Below are 19576 nucleotides of genomic sequence, written 5' to 3' on the forward strand. Positions count from 1 at the left end.
GTTTACGGTTTCTGAAAATTGACCCAGACTTCGCCCGGTTTTGTGCCGGGAATGCCTTCCTGATAGCGTTTCATGCGGACGTTCCAGGCATCGACGCGCGGGTTGTTTTCGGTGGTTTTGGGGTTGAGTTTGTCGAGACTTTCGCCTTTGGGAATGCTGATGACCAGCATCAGTTGCCGCCCGTTTTTAAACACCAGCAGTTGCTGAAAACCGGCGTTACAGAAGCCTTTCGCCACTTCCGGCCACTTCTCAAACTGCGTGGCATGGTCGGCGATGTATTCCTTCTGAAGGTTTTCATCGGCCACCAGATTGGCCGTCAGAATCGTATGATCCCACTCGCCAGCCGTCGGGCCGGCATCGCAACGGGTTCGGTTGAACTCGTAGACCAGCTCGTAGTAGGTCTTGATCGTCGCCGTTGGAAATGCCGACTTGAGCCGTCCGGTCAACACCGAAACATCCTGCACTTTGTCAAAAATGGCGGAGCGGTTTTGCCATTGATACAGCGCGTCCGGCCGGATTTTCGTCCGAATCAAAATCTCCCTCAGACGTTGCGCATCGACGGGTTCGTTTTCGTTGCTGATCACCTCGACAATGACTGGCATTTCTCTGTCAATCAACCATTTGGCGTCGGGCTGGACTTTGTAGTTGAGTAGATACTGATACGGTTTTTGAATTCCGGCTTTCGTTCGAATGCTGTCCGAAACTTGCGGCCCGTTGTGTTCCCAGACGTTGTTCGGCCCGTTGGCATTTTGCAGAAATTTTTCGGACGGCGTCCAGTTGTTTTTGATCGTGAAATACGACGAGCCTTCGTCGGTATAGAGGTAAAACCAGTGATGCGGGAGGTGCGCGTAGGGCGCTTTGTACACACTGTCGATGTTATTTTCGGTGATCACCGAACCCGGTTGCGCCGACAGGGTATAAATGGCGGCCGCATCATACAGGTGCTTGGCAAAATGGTGAATCTTGTTCGCAACCACCGCATTATTCCGCATCGCGTTGATCGTTGGCGTCCAGCCCCAACCCAGGCTGATGCCGCTGTACGATACTTCGCTGATTTCGTTGTGCTCGATTCGGATGCCCCGAACGTAGCCCGCCCCGATGCCTACACATCCCCAGTCTTCGTTCGTGACGTTGGTGATCAGGTTGTTGGTAATGAGCAGGTTCGTGCAAACTTCGCGTTCATCGGCGGGGTTGTAGGGTAAATGAATTTCGGTGCCTTCGTCGGCAAAAACACCTGCCAGAATGCCCGTTCCGCCGATGTCTTTGAACAGATTGCCCCGGATCACATTGTCACGCCCGCCTTTGTGGTAATCCAGCCCGGTAGCCGCCAGATGCTCAAACCGGCAGTTTGCAAAACCAGTCTGCCGGGCAAACGACACCTCCACAGCCGCAGCCGGACGACCGACCCACGCCTGATTTTCGAGTGTTTTTTTGTCGGGCGTCCCCGGTATTTTCAGTTTGTAGGCATCGAGCATAAACAACCCGGCCTGGTGCGGCACGTGACCCTGCTGCGACGGGCGGAGCCAACCCGTATGCTGGAACGAAATCTCCTTGAACAGGACGTTTGAAACCGGGCTGTCGGCGGTTCCGATCATTCGTACCAGCGTTTCGAGCGATGGCGCGATGACCTGTGCCGTGGCCAGATTTTCGGTCGGGCGGGGGAGGTAGTAGATTTTTTCGGCTTTGGTATCCAGAAACCACTCGCCGGGTTGATTCAGGAACTGAACGGCGTTGGTCAGGTAAAATGCCGAGTTGCCGGTTTCTTTCGAAATCCAGGGTGCGGGCCAGGGATGTTCCGATTGAATGCGGCTTTCGGGCTGGTGAAAGGCTAGTTTGGCACTATCGCCCTGTACATCAATGTGTTTTACGCGTAGATTGGCAATCGCCCACCACTGGTGAATCAGCATTTCCAGACCGGCGACTTTTGATAAATCACCAAACTTTGGGGCCGGAATCCAGCAGGTTTGCTCGGTTTTGTTCCACGACAGAATCCGGTTCATCAGCGGATACGGCGTATCTTTGGCGCGGGTCGCTTTTTCGCCGTTCACCCATAATTGCCGGAATTCAGCCAGCCGCCCACCGACTTTCGGCGCATCGGCCACCCAGACTTTTCCAATGGCTTCTTTCGGCAAACCGGCAACGCTATTCTTCAACTTCTGCCAACCGCTTATCGAAATCCCTCCGCTCAAAACCGGCTTCGCATTCGGAGCCGCTTCAATCACCGTCGGACTCGCTGGCGTCCCCGAATCCTCCGGGCGAATAAAAACCGGCTCGTTTAACGCATAAACGCCATTTTTCAAATAAATATGCGCGCCATTTGCTACGCTCGGGTCCGATAACCGACGCAACTCCCGCACCTTCCGAAGCGCCAGTTGCAAACTGGCTACCGGTTTTTCGTTCGTTCCCGCATTCAAGTCCGATCCGTCCGGCGACACCCAGATTTCGGCTTGCTGCGCGAAAGTGAGGTTTGGTAGCAGGGAGAGGATGAATAGGTTTATGAGTCGTTTCATAAAGCCAATTGCCCCTAAATCCCCTAAAGGGGACTTGGACGCCGAAACATCCAGATGCTTGAAGTCCCCTTTAGGGGATTTAGGGGCGTTCTTTTTCATTTCCCGGAAAAATCAAAATACAACGTCAGCTCTTTGGCGCGTGCGGGTTCCTTTTCGTAGTCATAAAAAATATGCTTCATGCCCATTGGCCCTGTCGTTTCGTTGCGCTGTGTTTTGCTGCCAATGCTGCTGATGCCCTGCAGGAACGACAGGTCGCCCGTCGGAAAAATCGGCTCGTAATTGTGCCACTGATCGGTTTTCCAGGCCGGGGTGAACAGCCGGAAAAAAACATCTTCGTTTTCCGTCGCCACCGTAAAAGGCTGGCCTGTAGTTTCAAACCGACACCAGTACAGGTTGGCGTGGTAGCCTTTGAATTCTGGGTAAACAACCGGCGTTTCACCGGTTTCGGTGTTGTTATACGCCTTGTTCCAGACGTCCAATGTGCCACCTTTCATCCGGTTTTTCCAGACGCGGTATGGTCCTTTACCCATCCATTTGACGGCTTTCATTTCGCTTTCGGGGAACGAGAAATTGACCCCGACCAGCGTCGTGAAATAGCCATCGGGAAAATACCGCACCCGCATTTTAACCCAGCCCGACGGGAAAATGGTCCATTGCAGCGTGTTGTAGCTGCTTTTTCGGTCAAAGGTCGATTCGATGACGACGGTTTTGCCGTCCATGCGGTGGGTGAAATTTTTGAAATTGTTGACACCTTCCTGCAACACCGGGCCGTTGGTGAACGGGATCGTTCCGTTCCGGTTGGTCACTTGTTTCAAGACACCGGTTTGCTTGCTGAACACCAACTGAATGCCGTTGGCCGAAACCGTATACAGCGAATCGGTTTCGGCTAGGTTTACCGCAGCAGAACCGTCGGTTTTGACGAGCGACGAAGCGATTTTATTGGGTAATGAAATCGGAAAACTCCAGGTAAACAGCTCGCGTCGGTGCGGATCGGTGGCGGTGATGTACAGAAAGTCGTAGTCTTTCCAGTCGCTGGGTAACTGAGCCTTTAGTACGCCTTTTTCGAGCGGTTTCAGGTTCGGTGCTGCAACGGGAAATGACTTTTCAGACGGTTTTACGCCATCGAATGGGCCACCCACTTTGACTAGTTTTCCGGTAAACGAACAGTGGCTTGTATTGGTAAAGTGATACCGGTTTTCGATCGGAAACGTGCCGTCGAAGGTTGGCGTCATCTCCCGGCGTTCCAGCCGGATCGGTGACCAGACTTCCCTGATCGTAAAAAAGCTGCCTTCTTTTTCACGGTACGGCCCGACGATTCCGTCGGCGCCCCGGTTTCCGTCGGTGTCGATGAGGCCGTTCTGATCCGTTCGCACGACGCCCTGATCGGCAAAATCCCAGAGAAAACCGCCAGCCGCCAGCGGATCGTGCCACATCGCTTCCCAGTAATCTTCCAGCCCCGCACCGTGGCCGCCATCGTACATGCCGTGCAGAAATTCGGTGGGAAGCGTGATCGAATGACCGTGGTTGTAGTTGCCGATGCCGTAGTTAAATTCCCGGTAATGCTGCGTGTCGAAACCGCCAAAATCCTCCCAGGCATGGAGGACCGGCCGTTTCTGAAGGTCTTCTTTGGCGAACAGCGCATCCAGTTCGGCATTGTGACCGCCTTCGTTCCCGTTGATCCAGAAAATAACCGACGGGTGGTTGACGTCGTGCGTAACCAGTTCATGGAGCAGTTTAGTGCCCGTCGGTGTGTCGTAGTGGCCGTGCCAGCCCGCCAGTTCGTCGAACACGAAAAGTCCCAGCGAATCGCAGACGTCCAAAAAATGATCGTCGGGCGGGTAGTGCGACGTCCGGACGGCGTTCATGTTCATGTCCTTCATCAGATTGACGTCCAGAATGCTCAGTTTTTTGCTTAACGCCCGGCCCGACGACGGCCAGAACGAATGCCGGTTGACGCCCTTGAGTTTAACTTTCGTACCGTTGACGTAAATACCGTCGCGCGGTTTCACGTCGACGGTGCGGAAACCGAAGAATTTCGTCAGTGTATGCACCGGTTTTCCAGCCTCCAACAACCTGAATTCTACTTTGTAGCGATGGGGTGTTTCCGACGTCCACAAGAGCGGTTTCAGGACGGTTTTTGTCAGGGCAACGGTATGGGTTTCGGTACCGATTTTTGCGCTGAACGGTTCGCCTACTTTTTGTCCGGAAACCGTATAAATCTGTCCGGAAATTTCAGAGGCTTTGCGGTTTGTTTTCAATTGAAGTTGGGCCGTAAAAGAGCCGTTGGCTTTGGCGTCGATGGCAACGTGTTCGATGTGTTCGGCGGGGAGAATTTCCAGGTAAACCGGTCGGAAAATACCGCCGAAGATCCAGAAATCGCCCTTGCGTTCGGCTTCGTTGACGGACGGGTTCGCCGAGTGTTTCGAGACGGTAATTTCCAGCAAATTGCCCGAACCGTACTGGAGTAAATTCGATACATCGTATTTGAATGCGTAGTAGGAACCTTCGTGGGTTGGCCCGGCCGATTTGCCGTTCAGCTTGACTTCGGTGTCGGTCATGACGCCTTCAAAAACCAGGTTGATCTGTTTGCCTTTCCACGACGCCGGAGCCTGAAAATGATGCTTGTAAAGTCCCTGTTCTTTGCCGCGCGAACTGTCCTTGGCAAAACCGTAATTATACTTCCCGAATCCCTGCAACTCCCAGTTCGACGGCACCGGAATGGTGGTCCACTTTCCCGAATTTCGACCGGCGGTGCAGTAAAACTCCCAGTTCACGGTCTGGTCGTTTCCCGTGCCGGACAAATACCGTTTTTCGGTTTGCTGGGCGGTGGCAACCTGTGCAATCAGAAGGAGAAAAACCGGTATCAATCGGTGCGTCATGGGTCGGATTTGGGCGGTTATTTACTTTTTACTAATTCGTTTAAGATGCGCTTTTTTACCTTGAAAATCGTCCCGTGTTTGTGGCCTTCCGGAACCGCGATTTGGGCAGAAACATCCGTAAACGTTTTGAAGTCGCGGGTCTTCACGGCTCCGTAATTTTTGTCCTGATAGGAGTCGAAATAAATCAGCCAATCATCACCAATTTTGGCAACGGAGGGGCCTTCGGTGAATTTTTTGGTAAATGGTGTGGATACGTCGGTGTAGGGTCCGGTGGCGTCTTTTCCAAACGCGACTTTGAGGTTACGTTCCGGGCGGGTGTTGTCTTTCAGAATCAGCACGTAATCAGCGGGTTTGCGCTTGACGATTACCGCATCGATCACGCTGAATTTCGGGTCGAGAAACAGTTGGGTGGGCGCGAAAGTTTGGAAGTCTTTTGTGGTGGTGACATACATCCGGTGGTTGTTTTTCTCCTCTTCTACCCCGCGCTCAAACCGGTTCGGAATGGTGGAAGCCCAGATGATGATAAACCGGTTGGTTTCGTCGTCGTAAAACAGTTCGGGCGCCCAGACATTGACCGTCGTCGGTTCGTGTTCCATCACCGGAATAAACCGCTCCGCCGACCAGTGGATGAGATCTTTGGAACTCGCATAACCGAAGCCTTTGTCGTCCTTCCAGCTACTCGTCCAGACGAGGTGAAACGTGCCGTCTTTGCCCTGCGCAATCGACGGATCGCGCATCACTTTCTGATTGCCAATTTCGGGTTTAAGAAACGTGCGGTTCTGATCTGTCCATTGATAACCGTCCGTGCTATACAAAAACCGCAGCCCTTCGTTGGCCGGTTCATGAAACGAACTGAACAGGTAGACGCTCTTCGAACACGAACTGAGCAGGAGCAGAATACTGAACAGGTAAGAAATACGCTTCATGGTTTAGGGGTCGATCCGTTCGGCTGAAGAGCCGTTTTTTGCCTCTACAAAGGATCAATTTTATGGAGTGTGGGATATGTATCATTTTAGCGGGGATGTGTAGCATTTTGTCAATCCGGGATTTTGGTGTTCGGTTTACGGTTTTCAGTTTACGGTTTACGGTTTACGGTGGCTGACGCGCATAATTGGAACGCGTCAGCCACCGTAAACCGTAAACCGCAAACCGTAAACCGCAGACTAATACCCCGGATTTTGCGTAATGGCCGGATTTTGGGTGCGGACGATTTGGGGAATTGGCCAGAGCAGTTTCGTGGCAGTAATGGCTTTCCCTTTGGCGGTCAGAACCGGGACGGCGCGGTTGGTGCGCTTCAGATCGAACCAGCGCTGAAATTCGATGGCTAATTCCGTCCGGCGTTCGTGTTCGATGGCCAGATCGAGCGTCGGGTATTTGGCGGTTGGATACGTTGCCTCGCCAAACTTGGGCAATTTCGCCCGGGTTCGGACCAGATTGAGGTACAGCGGATCGCCCGTCGCTTCGGACAGCAACAGCAGTGCGTCGGCGTAGCGCAGCACCATGAAGTTGTTGTTCGACAAGGGGTTGCCGCCCACCTGCGTTGCTTTGGTGTCCGTCCATTTGATCGGGTATTTCTGGGCGATGAACGTTCCGGCGTTGTTATACCCCAGCGCAATCGAGGCATCCCGGCGCGGGTCACCGGTTTCGTATTCATTGTACAGGTCGTCGGTTACCTGGTTCATGCCACCGCCGTAGAAACCGAGGAAGTTGTTGTTCGGGTAGAACGTCTGATAAAAGCGGCTGAATGGAGCCGAGGCATTTCCGCCCAGATACTGAATTTCAAAGATTGACTCTTTGGTGTTTTTGACGCTCGGTCCCCACAAATCGGTATAATTGGCGAGCAACGAATACTGATTGCTATTGTACACTTCCTTCAGAACCGTGGCCGCTGCGGCTTTATCGCCCAGGGTCAGATACACTTTCCCCAGCAACGTCTGAGCGGCTCCCTTGGAAGCCCGGCCCGGAATCGTAATGGCCGTCGCCAGGGGTAGTTTTTCAGCCGCAAAAATCAGGTCTTTCTTGATTTGATCGTAAACCGCACTTTGCGGGGAACGCAGGACGGCGTAGCTTTCCTCGCCGGTCAGTGGCGTGGTGACGATGGGCAAATCACCCCACAGTTGCACCATGTTGAAATAATAGAGCCCCCGCAGAAACTGCATCTGGGCTTTCACACCGTCCTTGTAAGCCGCATCCAGACTGGCCCCTTCAATTTTGTCGAGAACGATGTTTGCGTTAAAAATGGCCTTGTAGGATTCCTGCCAGAACTGGTACACCATCGTGTTGGCGGTGGCCAGACTGTAGTCCTTGAACTGCCATTTATCGGCCTGAATCCCCGAAATATTGAACATGATGGCGTTATCGCTCATCTGCTCGTTGGCGTACGAAACCGGCCCTTCCGGGTGGTAAACCGTATAGAGCGACGCATACGCTCCGTTGACGGCCAGCTCGAAATCGTCCCGGGTTTTGAAGTTATCCGCTGTCGCGTTCGAAAGGGGCGTCAGGTCCAGAAACGTGTCCTGGCAACTGGAGGTCAGCAAGCAGACGCAAAGAAGGGTGAGAAAATATTGTATCGTTTTCATGGGTGATCGTTCTAGAGTTCAGTTTACAGATCTACTTTCAGGCCAACCGTGACGACGCGCGGGATGGGATACGAACCGTAATCGACGCCGATGAACGCCCCGTTGGGCGCATTGCCTGAGGCATTCAAACCGTTGCTGCCACCGGCATAATTGCTGGCGCCGTAGGTCGTGTTTTCGGGGTCGTAGTTGGTGTATTTGCTCCACAGGTACACATTGTCAGCATTGATGTACACGCGGGCCACGCGGAACGGGGTTTTGCGGGTCAGCGACGACGGCAGCGTATACGAAAGCCGAATGTTTTTCAGGCGGGTAAACGACGCATCTTCCACCCACAGGCTGTGAAACTGATCCTGCAAACCGGTCAGGCCGAGGGTCGCGCGGAAGTGTTTGCCGTCGCCGGGATCGGCTTCCGACCGCCAGCGGTTGTCCACGCTCGCAAACATGTTCCGGCCGTTGTTCCAGAAGCCCAGGTAGCGGAAATTCTGGTTCACAATCTCCCCGCCGTAGGTTCCCTGCAACAGAAATGAAAAGTCGAAGCCTTTGTAGGAAACCGTGTTGGTCAGACCGGCGGTGAAATCGGGTTGGAAATTACCCAGCGAGGTACGGTCGTCCGGCGTAATCTTGCCATCGCCGTTCACGTCGCGGATGATCGGATCACCCGGTTTGGTCGAGCTGTAGTGCGGAGCCGCATCGACAGCCGCCTGGTTTTTAAACACGCCGTCGACCACGTAGCCGTAGAAATTCGAGATCGGCTGGCCCACTTCGGTTTTAACCGCCACGACGAAATCGGTGTAGATGATCGGGGCGTTCGTCGGCCCTAACTGCAAAACCGTATTGCGGTTCCGGCTGACATTCAGATCCGTCGTCCAGATGACCTTGCCGGTGGTATTTTTCGAATTAATATTCAGTTCAATCCCCCGGTTGCGCATCCGGCCGATGTTGGTGAGCTGGGACGAAAAACCGGAAATATCCGGCACCGGCACGTTCAGCAGCATATCGCGCGTCACCGAGTTGTAATATTCCGCCGACAACCCGATCCGGTCGTTCAGCACGCGCAGGTCAACGCCAATGTTCATCTGGCCGGTGCGTTCCCATTTCAGGTTGGTATTGGAAATATTGGAGATCGTCAGACCGGACGCCAGGGCGGCCCCGGAAACGTAGTTGGTCGCCGATAGCAGGCTGATGGCGCCGTAGTTCGGAATCTGATTGTTCCCCGCAATCCCGTAACTGGCGCGTACTTTCAGGCTGTTCACAAACTTGACATGCTGCATGAACGACTCGTCCGAAATCAGCCAGCCCGCCGAAACCGACGGGAAATAGCCCCAGCGGGTGTCCCGTCCAAACCGCGAGCTGCCGTCCCGGCGAATGGCCGCCGTCAGGAAATATTTGTTCTGGAAATTGTACTGCGCCCGGCCCAGATACGAGATCATTGACCATTCGGTAGCGGTGCTGGAACCGCTGGTGACGACTCCGGCATTGAGCGTTTCGACGAGGTCGTTCGGGAAGCTGCCCGACGTAACGGTCGCAAATTCATCGCGTTGTTTCTGCACCGAATAACCGGCCAGCACATTCAGGCTGTGGTCGCCGAAGCGTTTGTCGTACGTCAGCGTGTTTTCCGACAGCCAGTTCAGCATGTAGGACGACTGCACATTGCCCTCTGCCGGGAGCAATCCCGAATAGCCATAGCCTTGGTTCTTAACCCGATACGAGTTCAGGCGGTTGTTGAACAGGTTGCCGCTGATGCTGGTCCGAAATTTCAGGTCGTCGGTGATAAAGTATTCTGCAAAGGCGGTTGCGAGGGTGTTGAACGACTTGTTCTGCTTGTGGTAAAACCGGGTGAGTGAATACGGATGCCAGAGGTTCAGGTCGTTGTAGGCGACGTATTTGCTCCAGACCGAGTTGGGATCCCGGTAACCCAGGTTGCCGTTTTCGTTGTAAACCGGGAAAATCGGATCGCTCTGAATCGCCAGACTGACAACATCGCTTTTGCCCTGCGTGCCTTCCGTCCGATCAAAAACCGTCGTTGCGCTCAGGTTCAGCCCCAGCGAAAACTTGTCCGAAACCGCGTGTTTGATGTTGGTGCGCAGCGCCAGGCGTTTGTAATAATTTTCATCCAGAACCGCCTGTTGATCGAGGAATGATCCCGAAAACAGAAACTGGGTTTTCTCGGTACCGCCCGAAACCGAAAGCTGCGCGTTGTGCGATGGCGCCACGCGAAACATGACGTCCTGCCAGTCGGTGCCTTTGCCAAATTGCTGCGGATTGGTGATAAAATCGTCGGGGATGCGGTAGGTCGAGGGCCGGGCGCTGTTGGGGTCGGAGGCTTTGTTGACCGCCGGATTCAGGTCGACCCAGGCGTTGTTGTGGGCGTCAATGTAATACCCGATCCACTGCTGGGCGTCCATCATCGGCACCTTCCGGATCACCGACTGCGTGCCGTATTCGTAGCCCGCACTGATGTTGGTTTTCCCCGCCTTGCCCAGTTTGGTTGTAATCAAAACGACGCCGTTGGCCCCGCGTGAGCCGTAAATGGCGGCCGATGAGGCATCTTTCAGGACATCGACCGACTCGATGTCCTGCGGATTGATCAGGTTGAGGTTGAAGTTTTCGAGCGGAACGCCGTCGACCACAAACAATGGAGTCGTACCGGCGGTGATGGAACTGACGCCCCGAATCCGGATAATGGGCGAAACCCCCGGCGCTCCCTGCGACTGCGTGATGTTCACCCCAGCAATTTTGCCCGCCAGCGACTGAGTAACATTGCTGAACGAACGGTCTTTGAACTCATTGAAGCCCACCGAGGCCACCGCGCCGGTGATGGCCCGTTTGCTTTGCGTCCCGTAGCCCACCACGACCACTTCGTTGAGCGTCTTGTTGGACGGAAGCATGGAAACATCGATCACTGAGCGGTTGCTGACCGGAATTTCCTGGGTTTCGTAGCTGATGGAGCTAAAAACCAGCGTCGAATTTTCGTTGGCGGAAAGGGAATAGGCGCCGTCCTGATTTGAAATCGTGCCGCTGGTGGCGGATTTGATCAGCACCGAAACGCCCGGTAGCGGTTTCCCGTTTTCGTCGGTGACCTTCCCCGTAATGGTAAGGGATTTGGTCTGTGCGAAGGTCTGAACAAAAGAAAAGCAAAATAAAGTAAAGATCAAGCTGGCCCACCAGCATCTTCGGGAGGTAAGAGTAGAGTTCATCGTACTGGATTTGTTAAAATGTTCATAGAAATGATCAATTGAATCCGAATAAATTACCAGTAAATAGTGAATGGTTTAAAGCGTGTTAGGTTGGTATTTTCTTATTTTTTCTTAAAAGTATTTCGTTTTATTTGTTTTACTTTGTTTTTTAAAAATATTTTCTTGAATTATGTTCAGACAAGCTCAAATCCGGCTTTTGTTTCTTTTCTTCATGGGTTCTCCGCTGTATCCGATGGCGCAGGTCACGGTGGCTTCCGAAAAAGGCATTGAAAAATGGGAGGTCTACGAGATTACCTTGTCGGGGCCAACGGCTGGCAATCCCTTCACGGACGTTTGGCTAACGGCCGAGTTCTCGTCGGGCGAGAAGAAGATCATGACGACTGGTTTTTACGACGGCGAGGGGGTGTATAAAATCCGGTTCATGCCGGAAGCGACGGGGCAATGGTCGTACCGGACATCCAGCAACGTCAACGCGTTGCGTGGAAAAACAGGAAGCTTTACATGCCGCGCGCCTTCTGCGACCAATCACGGCCCGGTCGGCGTCCGGAATACGTACCACTTTCAGTACGCCAACGGAAAACCGTATTACCCCTTTGGGACGACGGCGTATGCCTGGACGCACCAGCCCGAGCCGTTGCAGGAACAGACGTTGACCACCTTGAAAAATGCGTCGTTCAACAAAATCAGAATGTGCGTGTTCCCGAAAACGTACAGTTACGTGGAGGAAGAACCGGCCCTTTTTGCCTATGAAGAGAAAGGCCGCACCAAACGCCCGAATGGTTCGACAAAGTACCAATGGGACTTTACGCGCTTCAATCCGACGTTCTTCCGGCACCTGGAAAAGCGGATTGCGGACCTCGCCAAACTCAATATTGAAGCCGATCTGATTATTTTTCATCCATACGACAAAGGCCGCTGGGGATTCGATAGTATGGGCTTGAAGAATGATTTATTATACATCAAGTATCTGGTAGCCAGATTGTCTGCGTATCAGAACGTCTGGTGGTCGATGGCGAATGAATTTGATTTCATCAAGAACAAACCACGCGAAGCCTGGGATGTCTACAGCAAAGCCGTGGTCGAAGCCGATCCGTATCACCACCTCTGTTCGATCCACAACGGGACGGAATACTACGACAACTGGAAACCGTATTTCACCCACGTCAGCATTCAGAATGGGTCGACCGTCGAGGATTTTGGGCGGGCGGTTTTGTTGCGCGATGCCTACCGAAAACCGGTGATTTACGACGAGGTCTGTTACGAAGGCAACCTCCCGCAGCGCTGGGGACGACTGAGTCCGGAGGAAATGACCGAGACATTCTGGCAGGGCGTCATTGCCGGCACCTACGTGACCCACGGCGAAACGTACCGGACGCCGGGCGACACCATCTTCTGGGCCGAAGGCGGCCGGTTTCACGGGCAAAGTCCGGCGCGGATCGGTTTTTTGCGAAATCTGCTGGAACAGCAACCCGGCCCGGTCGAACTGGCGGACCCCTGGAAAGATCACCAGACCTGCCAGTCCGACAGCGCGCATTACCTGATTTATTTGGGAAAACAGATGCCGTCGGAATGGGTGTTCAGTTTGCCCAAAAAAGGCGCACCACCCACCGGCGCGGTTTTCAAAGCCGAACTCATCGACACCTGGAACATGACCATTACGCCCGTTTCGGACACCTTCCGGCTGGGAGAAGCGAAAGATTACCGGGTCTATGACGAAGGATTCAGGAAAATTCGTCTGCCTGCCAAACCGTATCAGGCGATTCGGCTGACGCAGGTTAAATAGAAACATTTTTTCGTTCTCTAAGTATTGTTTATGATTAGTTAAGAATGAATAGAAGCTGTAGAAAGTAAATTTGGCAAATCCGATTTATTGACCAGCCCACGGTTTCAACCGTGGGATTTCGCGAATGATCCACCCAAAATTGAAACCGTTAAAACGGTTTTTGTTCACCGGTTTTCGTCATCAAAAACCCACGGTTGAAACCGTGGGCTGGGTAACAAACCGGGTCTTAGGCAATTAATCTATAGCGAAGAGAAAATTTCTTTTTGTTACTTTTGACAAACTCAGATAGTTTAGAATAAAACCGTATGCTACCGAATCAACGTCGGGATAAAATACTTGAATTGCTGAAGGAAGACGGCTCCGCCAAGATCGTCAATCTGGCCCGGATTTTTAAGGTGACGGAAGTAACGATTCGTCAGGACATCGAGAAACTGGAAAAAGACGGACTGGTGATCAAGGACCACGGCGGGGCGTACCTGAAAAACGTGGAAGACCAGGTGCGGACGGTTTCGCTGGGAAATCAGGAGAACATCGACAAAAAGGAACGCATCGCGAGCAAGTGCCTGGAATTCATCGAAAGTGGTGACACCATCATTCTGGATTCGGGTTCGACCACCACCGAAATCGCCAAAAAACTGCGCGGCTACCGAAACCTCACCGTGATCACCAACGCCCTGAACATCGCCCTGATTCTGGGCGCCGAAACCGGCATCGAGGTGATCATGACCGGCGGGGAGTTTAAACCGCCCACCCTGTCGCTGACGGGGCAGAAAGCCGCCGATTTTTTCAAAGGCATCAACGTCCAGAAGCTGTTTCTGGCCACAGCGGGAATCTCGCTGAAGGCGGGCTTAACCTATCCGAGTATCAGCGACTTAGTGGTGAAAAAAGCCATGATTGATGCCGCCGATGTAACCTATCTGGTGGCCGATTCGACCAAAATTGGCAAAAGTGCCTTCGCCAGTCTGGGAGCCTTGTCGTTGATCGATTACATCATCACCGACGCGACCATTCAGGAGAAGTACAAGCAGGTTTTCCACGACAACGAGATTGAACTGATCATTGCGCCGTAGGCGGCTCACAGCCATTTGCTGGTCGGTGGAGCAAAATAGGTGCAGTTGTTGACAACGTATCCACTATTGTCCTAACTTGGGGGCTCTGTTCCATTCGGTATGGAACGTTCTGTTTCTAAACTCCTAAACTCAATAATACTCATGTCCGAGAAAAAGATTATTGCCATTTTCGGCGCTACCGGTGCCCAGGGGGGCGGACTTGCCAGAGCCATCCTCCATGATAAAAACAGTGAGTTTGCCGTCCGGGCCATTACGCGGGACACCAGTTCCGATAAGGCAAAGGAACTGGCCCAATTGGGAGCCGAGGTGGTGGTGGCTGACATTGATGATGAGCAAAGCCTTAGCCAGGCCCTGGAGGGAGCTTATGGGGCCTTTTTTGTGACCTTTTTCTGGGCGCATTTTTCGCCGGAGCGGGAATACAACGAAGCCCGCAGCATGGCCCAGGCGGCCAAACAGGCCGGGCTGAAGCACGTGATCTGGTCGACGCTGGAAGATACCCGCGAGTGGATTCCGCTGGACGATGACCGGATGCCAACCCTTCAAGGCAAATACAAAGTGCCGCATTTTGATGCGAAAGGCGAAGCCGACCAGTTCTTTACCGATTTAGGGGTACCGACTACCTTCCTCCGGGCTTCTTTTTACTGGGAAAACTTCATCTATTTTGGAGCCGGGCCTAAAAAGGGACCCGATGACAGGCTGTATCTGACTTTGCCGATGGCTGATAAGAAGATGGCCGGTGTGGCTTCCGAAGATATCGGCAAAACCGCTTACGCCATCTTCAAGGGCGGGACGGAATTCGTTGGGAAGACCATCGGCGTGGCCGGGGATCAATTGACGGGTCAGGAAATGGCTGCGAAACTTTCCAAAGCGATCGGGCAGGAGGTCACCTACAACTACGTTACGCCGGAGGTATACCGGGGCTTTGGCTTCCCGGGAGCCGATGACATGGGCAATATGTTTCAGTTCTACCGTGATTTCGACGAGGTATGTAACCAGGTCCGGGATGTAAACTACACCCGGGAGTTGAACCCCGAATTACAGTCGTTTGATGCCTGGCTGGAGCAAAACGCCGGGCGTATTCCGCTGGACTAAAGGTCCGGCTCAGCACATCGACTGGCTATTGGTGTTACTCAAACAGCCAGTCGATGTTCTTTTTATTGCCCGCCAAACCGGCGTCGAAAACCGGGATTTCCTGGTTGCCGTCCATAAAACCGAGGAGCAAACAGGCTCCTTTCCCCAGATTCAGCGTGTGCGTTCCCGCCTTGAATGAATACGTATGTACATTGACGGGCGGTAAGCCATCCACCAGAACGGCGTTCGAAATTTTGATTTCCGACTGCCCGTAGTCGTTGGCACTGGCGTCCGTTTCCAGTTCCGGTGCGGGTAAGTAGCGGGGATTCTTTTCGGTAAAAAAACCGACCAGCAGTTTGACGGGTTGGCTGGCTGTAAAGGTTAGGCTGGTGCGTTCCGACTGCTGTGTCGATTTTGCCAGTTGCAAGCCTTTCAGGTTCTTCAATTCCTCCGCCACCGCAGCGATGGCAAGACCCGTATCGGAAAAAATACGCTGCCCTTTTTCAACGGCATACGTCTCCACGGTCGGGCTTTGAATCGTAACGGTGGCCGGTTTGAACCACACGGGTTGCCTGGCCACCGTCACCGGAGCCGATTTCAGCGAGTCGATCACGGATTTGAACCGCGTCAGTTCTTTTTGGTAAACCGGCAGCATTTCTTCCCACGTTTTGTAGGTTCCATCGACGCCCCGCATCGGAATTTTGCGCTGCTTCGTCTGCATACTGTTGGCATACAGGTACGTATCTTTCGTCAGCTTCACCAGATCCGTGTAATGTTCCAGACTGCTTTCCAGCAGCGGAACCGCTTTTTCCAGATCGCGGACGTCGGTCGAGTACTTGTATTTCAAAACCGCCAGGGCCGCCCGGGCCTTCTGGGCGTAGAAATTCGCCATCGCATTCTGGGCGTAGACGTCATTTTTCAGGCGGTCGAATTCGGCCTTGTTTTTAGTCACCGCACCAGCGGCTTTGTCAATGGCGGCCACGGCTTTTTTGCCGTGTTCAATCACTTCATCGGCCACCTGAACCGGCGTTTCGCCCCGGTGTTTTTCCTGTTTCGATTCCTTCTCGGCGTATTCGATAATCATTTCACCCTCAGGGGCTTCCGATTCGTACATGAGCGTAAACAGCCCGTAGCGAAACGGATTGATGAGTTGCGTCATCAACATACCGAGCGTGAGGGTCTGGCGGTTGCCGTCGGTGATGCCGTAGCGTCGCAATAGTTTCGGTGAAATCTCGCCGGTTTCTTCGTAGGCTTCCAGTACGTCCTTGCCTTTGTCGGCCGGTAAACCGTATTGATCCGCCAGTTGATTGCCCCAGTACGTCACTTCTGTCGGACGATCCCGTTTGGAATTCCAGGCGTAGCGCGCCCAGGTTTTGTACCAGATCCAGTCACGGTCGAGCTGGAGCAGGCGGGGCGACGTTTTGTCGGCGGTATAGGGCCAGTCCCAGTACGACGCCTGGGGGTACAGATGCAGGCCATTCGCACCATACACGTTATGCATCGCCTGAACGGACTTCTGAATAAAATCGGGCGAACCGTACCGAAAAGGCTCCAGATTGGCCAGAATGTGTACATTTTCAACGTGAACCGTACCGATACTGCTTAACGTCCGGTGCAAATCCGCCCATTTACCCCGGGGCGTGTAGGTCGTCAGGGCTTCGCCGTTGTATTTCGCCATCGTATACAAATTCTTGTACAACGGCAGGGCGGCTTTCATCACGCGGGGCGCATCCGAATCGTGGGCGCGGAGCACAATCGGCGGTTCAGCGGTTTGGCCGAGGGCTTTCAATCCGTCTTTGACGCCCGGAATAATCGTTTTGGTGAACCAGTCGACGTCATCCTGTCCGACGCCTTCCATGGCTTCGCCGAGGGTGATGAGCAGGCCGACATTCGGGTATTTCTGAACAAACGCGGCAATGGATTTCTGGGTATAATCCGCGATGAGCGGGGTGATGGGGCGGTTTCGGTCCTGGGTTTTGAGGTTGTGTTTTTCGGCAAACGGTTTTGAAAGAATGATGTTGTAGAACATCTGAATGACCCAGATGCCGCGTTTGTCGGCTTCGGCGGTCAGAAACCGGAACATTTCTTCGTTTCTCCGGAACGTCGCGTCATCCACTTCAACGGCGTAGGGATAGTCTTTTAGCCGAACCAGTGACGCAAACGGGTGGCCATTCCACAAATACAGGGAGTTGTAGCGGTTTTCGGCCATCTGATCCAGATACCGAATCCAAAGCGCTTTGTCGTAAAGCCACGGGAAGGTTTCGGGCGTATACGGATATTCATACACCTCGCGACCGGGGAGATACACCGGTTTCTGAATGCCCACGGCCGTGCCACGCAGCACCATTTCCGGCTGGTCACGCAGGCTGATCGTTTCGGGAAGCTGGCCGGTTTCGTTGATTTTTTCAGCCAGTTCCAGACAGCCGTACAAGACACCGGACGGGTCGGCTCCCACAATCAGCAGCGGATTCTGCGCGTCTCTCCGAATGGCAAAGCTTTCTTTGACTGGGTTTGGGTCTGCCGTTAATCTATAACGCAAAGAAACCGGTTTGACGTTGGCATCAGACCATAACCCAATGACAATCTGGTGACTACCCTTCGCCGGAACACCCTTGAAAAACGTAGTTTGATAACCGGCTTTGGTCAGCGCCTGTTTGAGTTTTTCGGCACCAAAGGTGACGCGAACGTGGGCCGAAACCGGCGTGACGATGGTGACTTTTTTACCGGTTTCCTGCGCAATGACCGATGCGGTACCTGGGAAGCAAAAAAGAACGGAGAAGAGAAGAATTGTAGCGTAGCGGTTCATATAACAGGACTTAGGAACAGTACAAATTTACCCTGTTTGGATACCGGTAATCTCCAGCATTTTCTCCAAAAAATATACAATGTTAGCCTGAGGGATAGTTCTAAAGTCTTCGAAACCGTATTTCTAAGAAGTTGGGTCAGTGACGGCGTTTTTCGGCTGAACCGGCTTTGAAACGAGCGGAGTCGTCTTGCCGCGCGTGAAGGAAATGAGCGCACCGGTCAGTACTAAACCGCTCATCGTCAGGTAGGCGTAATGCATCCCGAGCAGTTGGGCCGCCGTCGATTCGGGCGAGGCATCGTTTGCCAGTGCCCAGCGGTTGCGGGTGCTGTACCAAACGGCGGCCGCAATGGCGATGCCGACGACAAATCCCAGGTTGCGCATGAAGGCAATCATGCTGCTGGCAATGCCGCGCTGGGCGATGGGGGCCGCGTTGAGGGCGCTGCTGCTGTTGGGCGACTGAAAAAGGCCAAAGCCCAGACTCACCAGCGAACTCCGCCAGATGACATCCTGCCAGGTCCAGTCGACGGCCAGAAATGAAAAAGCAAAATAACCGCCCGCCGTGATCAGCAACCCGAAACTGGACAACCAACGCGTGCTGATCCGGCTGGAAAGATACCCGCCCAGTGGGGCCACCAGGCTGAGGGTCAGAGGACCCGCCAGCAAAATCAGTCCGGCGCGTTCGGGGGGTAGCCCCAGGAGTTGTTGCAGGAAAAAAGGAATGACAAACAGATTGCCGCCCGACGCCAGAAAACCGCAAAAGGCTGCGAGAATGGCCGCTGTGTAGGGCCGGATGCGGAACAGGCTCAGTTGCAGCATCGGCTCCCGAACCCGCATTTCCCAAAACAGAAACAACACCAGCAAAACCGTACCGATTGAGAGGAGTGTGACCACGAGCGGATGATCCCAGCCATACTGCGGTTCTGGCCCAAAATCCAGACCGGTGAGCAGAGAGATGACGCCGAACAGAAACAGCCCCGCACCGACCAGATCGAACCGTTGGCCGGTCACTTTCGGACTTTCCGGCAGGATGGTCCAGGCCCGCCAGATCGCCAGCAAACCGATCGGGACGTTCACGAAGAAAATGCTCGACCAGCCGAACTTGCCCAGCAGAAAACCGCCAATAACCGGTCCCGCACTGGACCCGGCGGCCACGATAGAGCCCATCAGACCCATCGCCTGACCGCGTTCCTGTGGAGAAAAGGTGTCGCCGATGATGGCCGGGCCGACGGCGAAAATCATGGATGCTCCCAGCCCCTGAACCACCCGAAACCCCACCAGCGACCACAGGTTCCAGGCCAGACCACACAGCAGGGAACCCAGCACAAAAACGCAAAAACCGGTGATATACAGCGTTCGGCGGCCCACCCAGTCAGACAGTTTTCCCATGATGAGCAGCGTGCTGGTGGTGGTCAGGAGGTAACAAAGCACGATCCACTCGACGCTGTCGCCCGCGCCCAGTTCCCGCCGGATGGTGGGCAGGGCAATGTTGACAATGCTGCTGTCGAGCGTCGACATGAACGTTCCGAACATGATCGTGCCCAGAATAATCCATTTATTGGGAGAAGAAGATGAAACCGCCGATGTTGTTGATGACACAGGAAAACGAAGTTACTTTGAGAAAGTAACGGGTTGTAGGGACGGGTTGTTTGAATGAGGTATCGAAAGGATAACTTCGTTTTCG

At 53.6% G+C, this 19576-nt stretch carries 10 protein-coding genes; 3 read left to right on the forward strand and 7 right to left on the reverse strand.

Annotation, left to right across the window (positions count from 1 at the left end; all coding sequences use genetic code 11):
* Positions 1 to 2: 2 nt before the first annotated feature.
* From ACS5NO_RS06590 to ACS5NO_RS06610, 5 genes are all read right to left on the reverse strand, one after another.
* Positions 3 to 2510 (reverse strand): L-rhamnose mutarotase, encoded by a 2508-nt coding sequence (locus tag ACS5NO_RS06590; protein ID WP_439414388.1) that lies wholly within the window; start codon positions 2508 to 2510, stop codon positions 3 to 5.
* Between the two features lie 95 nt (positions 2511 to 2605).
* Positions 2606 to 5389, reverse strand: a complete 2784-nt coding sequence (locus ACS5NO_RS06595; protein ID WP_439414389.1) for a glycoside hydrolase family 2 TIM barrel-domain containing protein — start codon at positions 5387 to 5389, stop codon at positions 2606 to 2608.
* Positions 5390 to 5406: 17 nt separating this feature from the next.
* Positions 5407 to 6315: a glycoside hydrolase family 43 protein gene (locus ACS5NO_RS06600; protein WP_439414390.1), complete on the reverse strand. Its 909-nt coding sequence runs from the start codon at positions 6313 to 6315 to the stop codon at positions 5407 to 5409.
* A gap of 237 nt (positions 6316 to 6552) precedes the next feature.
* On the reverse strand, positions 6553 to 7968 hold the full coding sequence (locus tag ACS5NO_RS06605; RefSeq protein ID WP_439414391.1) for a RagB/SusD family nutrient uptake outer membrane protein: 1416 nt from the start codon (positions 7966 to 7968) through the stop codon (positions 6553 to 6555).
* Positions 7969 to 7991: 23 nt separating this feature from the next.
* Positions 7992 to 11165 carry a SusC/RagA family TonB-linked outer membrane protein gene (locus tag ACS5NO_RS06610; protein WP_439414392.1) on the reverse strand — a complete coding sequence of 1058 codons (3174 nt, stop codon included), beginning with the start codon at positions 11163 to 11165 and terminating at the stop codon, positions 7992 to 7994.
* Between the two features lie 169 nt (positions 11166 to 11334).
* Between ACS5NO_RS06610 and ACS5NO_RS06615 the strand changes: the two genes are divergently transcribed.
* From ACS5NO_RS06615 to ACS5NO_RS06625, 3 genes are all read left to right on the forward strand, one after another.
* A complete protein-coding gene (locus tag ACS5NO_RS06615; protein ID WP_439414393.1) occupies positions 11335 to 12948 on the forward strand; it encodes a DUF5060 domain-containing protein in 1614 nt (537 codons plus the stop codon).
* Between the two features lie 305 nt (positions 12949 to 13253).
* A complete protein-coding gene (locus ACS5NO_RS06620; RefSeq protein ID WP_114405658.1) occupies positions 13254 to 14018 on the forward strand; it encodes a DeoR/GlpR family DNA-binding transcription regulator in 765 nt (254 codons plus the stop codon).
* Positions 14019 to 14159: 141 nt separating this feature from the next.
* Positions 14160 to 15110 carry an NmrA/HSCARG family protein gene (locus ACS5NO_RS06625; RefSeq protein WP_439414394.1) on the forward strand — a complete coding sequence of 317 codons (951 nt, stop codon included), beginning with the start codon at positions 14160 to 14162 and terminating at the stop codon, positions 15108 to 15110.
* A 34-nt stretch (positions 15111 to 15144) separates the two neighbouring features.
* Here ACS5NO_RS06625 and ACS5NO_RS06630 read toward each other — a convergent pair whose 3' ends face one another.
* Both ACS5NO_RS06630 and ACS5NO_RS06635 read right to left on the reverse strand, forming a co-directional pair.
* A complete protein-coding gene (locus ACS5NO_RS06630; RefSeq protein ID WP_439414395.1) occupies positions 15145 to 17895 on the reverse strand; it encodes an alpha-d-galacturonidase in 2751 nt (916 codons plus the stop codon).
* A 123-nt stretch (positions 17896 to 18018) separates the two neighbouring features.
* Positions 18019 to 19491 carry an MFS transporter gene (locus tag ACS5NO_RS06635; RefSeq protein ID WP_439414396.1) on the reverse strand — a complete coding sequence of 491 codons (1473 nt, stop codon included), beginning with the start codon at positions 19489 to 19491 and terminating at the stop codon, positions 18019 to 18021.
* Positions 19492 to 19576 lie beyond the last annotated feature (85 nt).

It is taken from the genome of Larkinella fluvii (genome assembly GCF_051857545.1).
GTDB lineage: Bacteria > Bacteroidota > Bacteroidia > Cytophagales > Spirosomataceae > Larkinella.

Bases quoted from the DNA above. Each gene is read 5' to 3' on its own strand.
- ACS5NO_RS06595 (WP_439414389.1), bottom strand. From the start codon at position 5,389: ATGACGCACCGATTGATACCGGTTTTTCTCCTTCTGATTGCACAGGTT.
- ACS5NO_RS06625 (WP_439414394.1), top strand. From the start codon at position 14,160: ATGTCCGAGAAAAAGATTATTGCCATTTTCGGCGCTACCGGTGCCCAG.
- ACS5NO_RS06600 (WP_439414390.1), bottom strand. From the start codon at position 6,315: ATGAAGCGTATTTCTTACCTGTTCAGTATTCTGCTCCTGCTCAGTTCG.
- ACS5NO_RS06630 (WP_439414395.1), bottom strand. From the start codon at position 17,895: ATGAACCGCTACGCTACAATTCTTCTCTTCTCCGTTCTTTTTTGCTTC.
- ACS5NO_RS06605 (WP_439414391.1), bottom strand. From the start codon at position 7,968: ATGAAAACGATACAATATTTTCTCACCCTTCTTTGCGTCTGCTTGCTG.
- ACS5NO_RS06610 (WP_439414392.1), bottom strand. From the start codon at position 11,165: ATGAACTCTACTCTTACCTCCCGAAGATGCTGGTGGGCCAGCTTGATC.
- ACS5NO_RS06615 (WP_439414393.1), top strand. From the start codon at position 11,335: ATGTTCAGACAAGCTCAAATCCGGCTTTTGTTTCTTTTCTTCATGGGT.
- ACS5NO_RS06590 (WP_439414388.1), bottom strand. From the start codon at position 2,510: ATGAAACGACTCATAAACCTATTCATCCTCTCCCTGCTACCAAACCTC.
- ACS5NO_RS06620 (WP_114405658.1), top strand. From the start codon at position 13,254: ATGCTACCGAATCAACGTCGGGATAAAATACTTGAATTGCTGAAGGAA.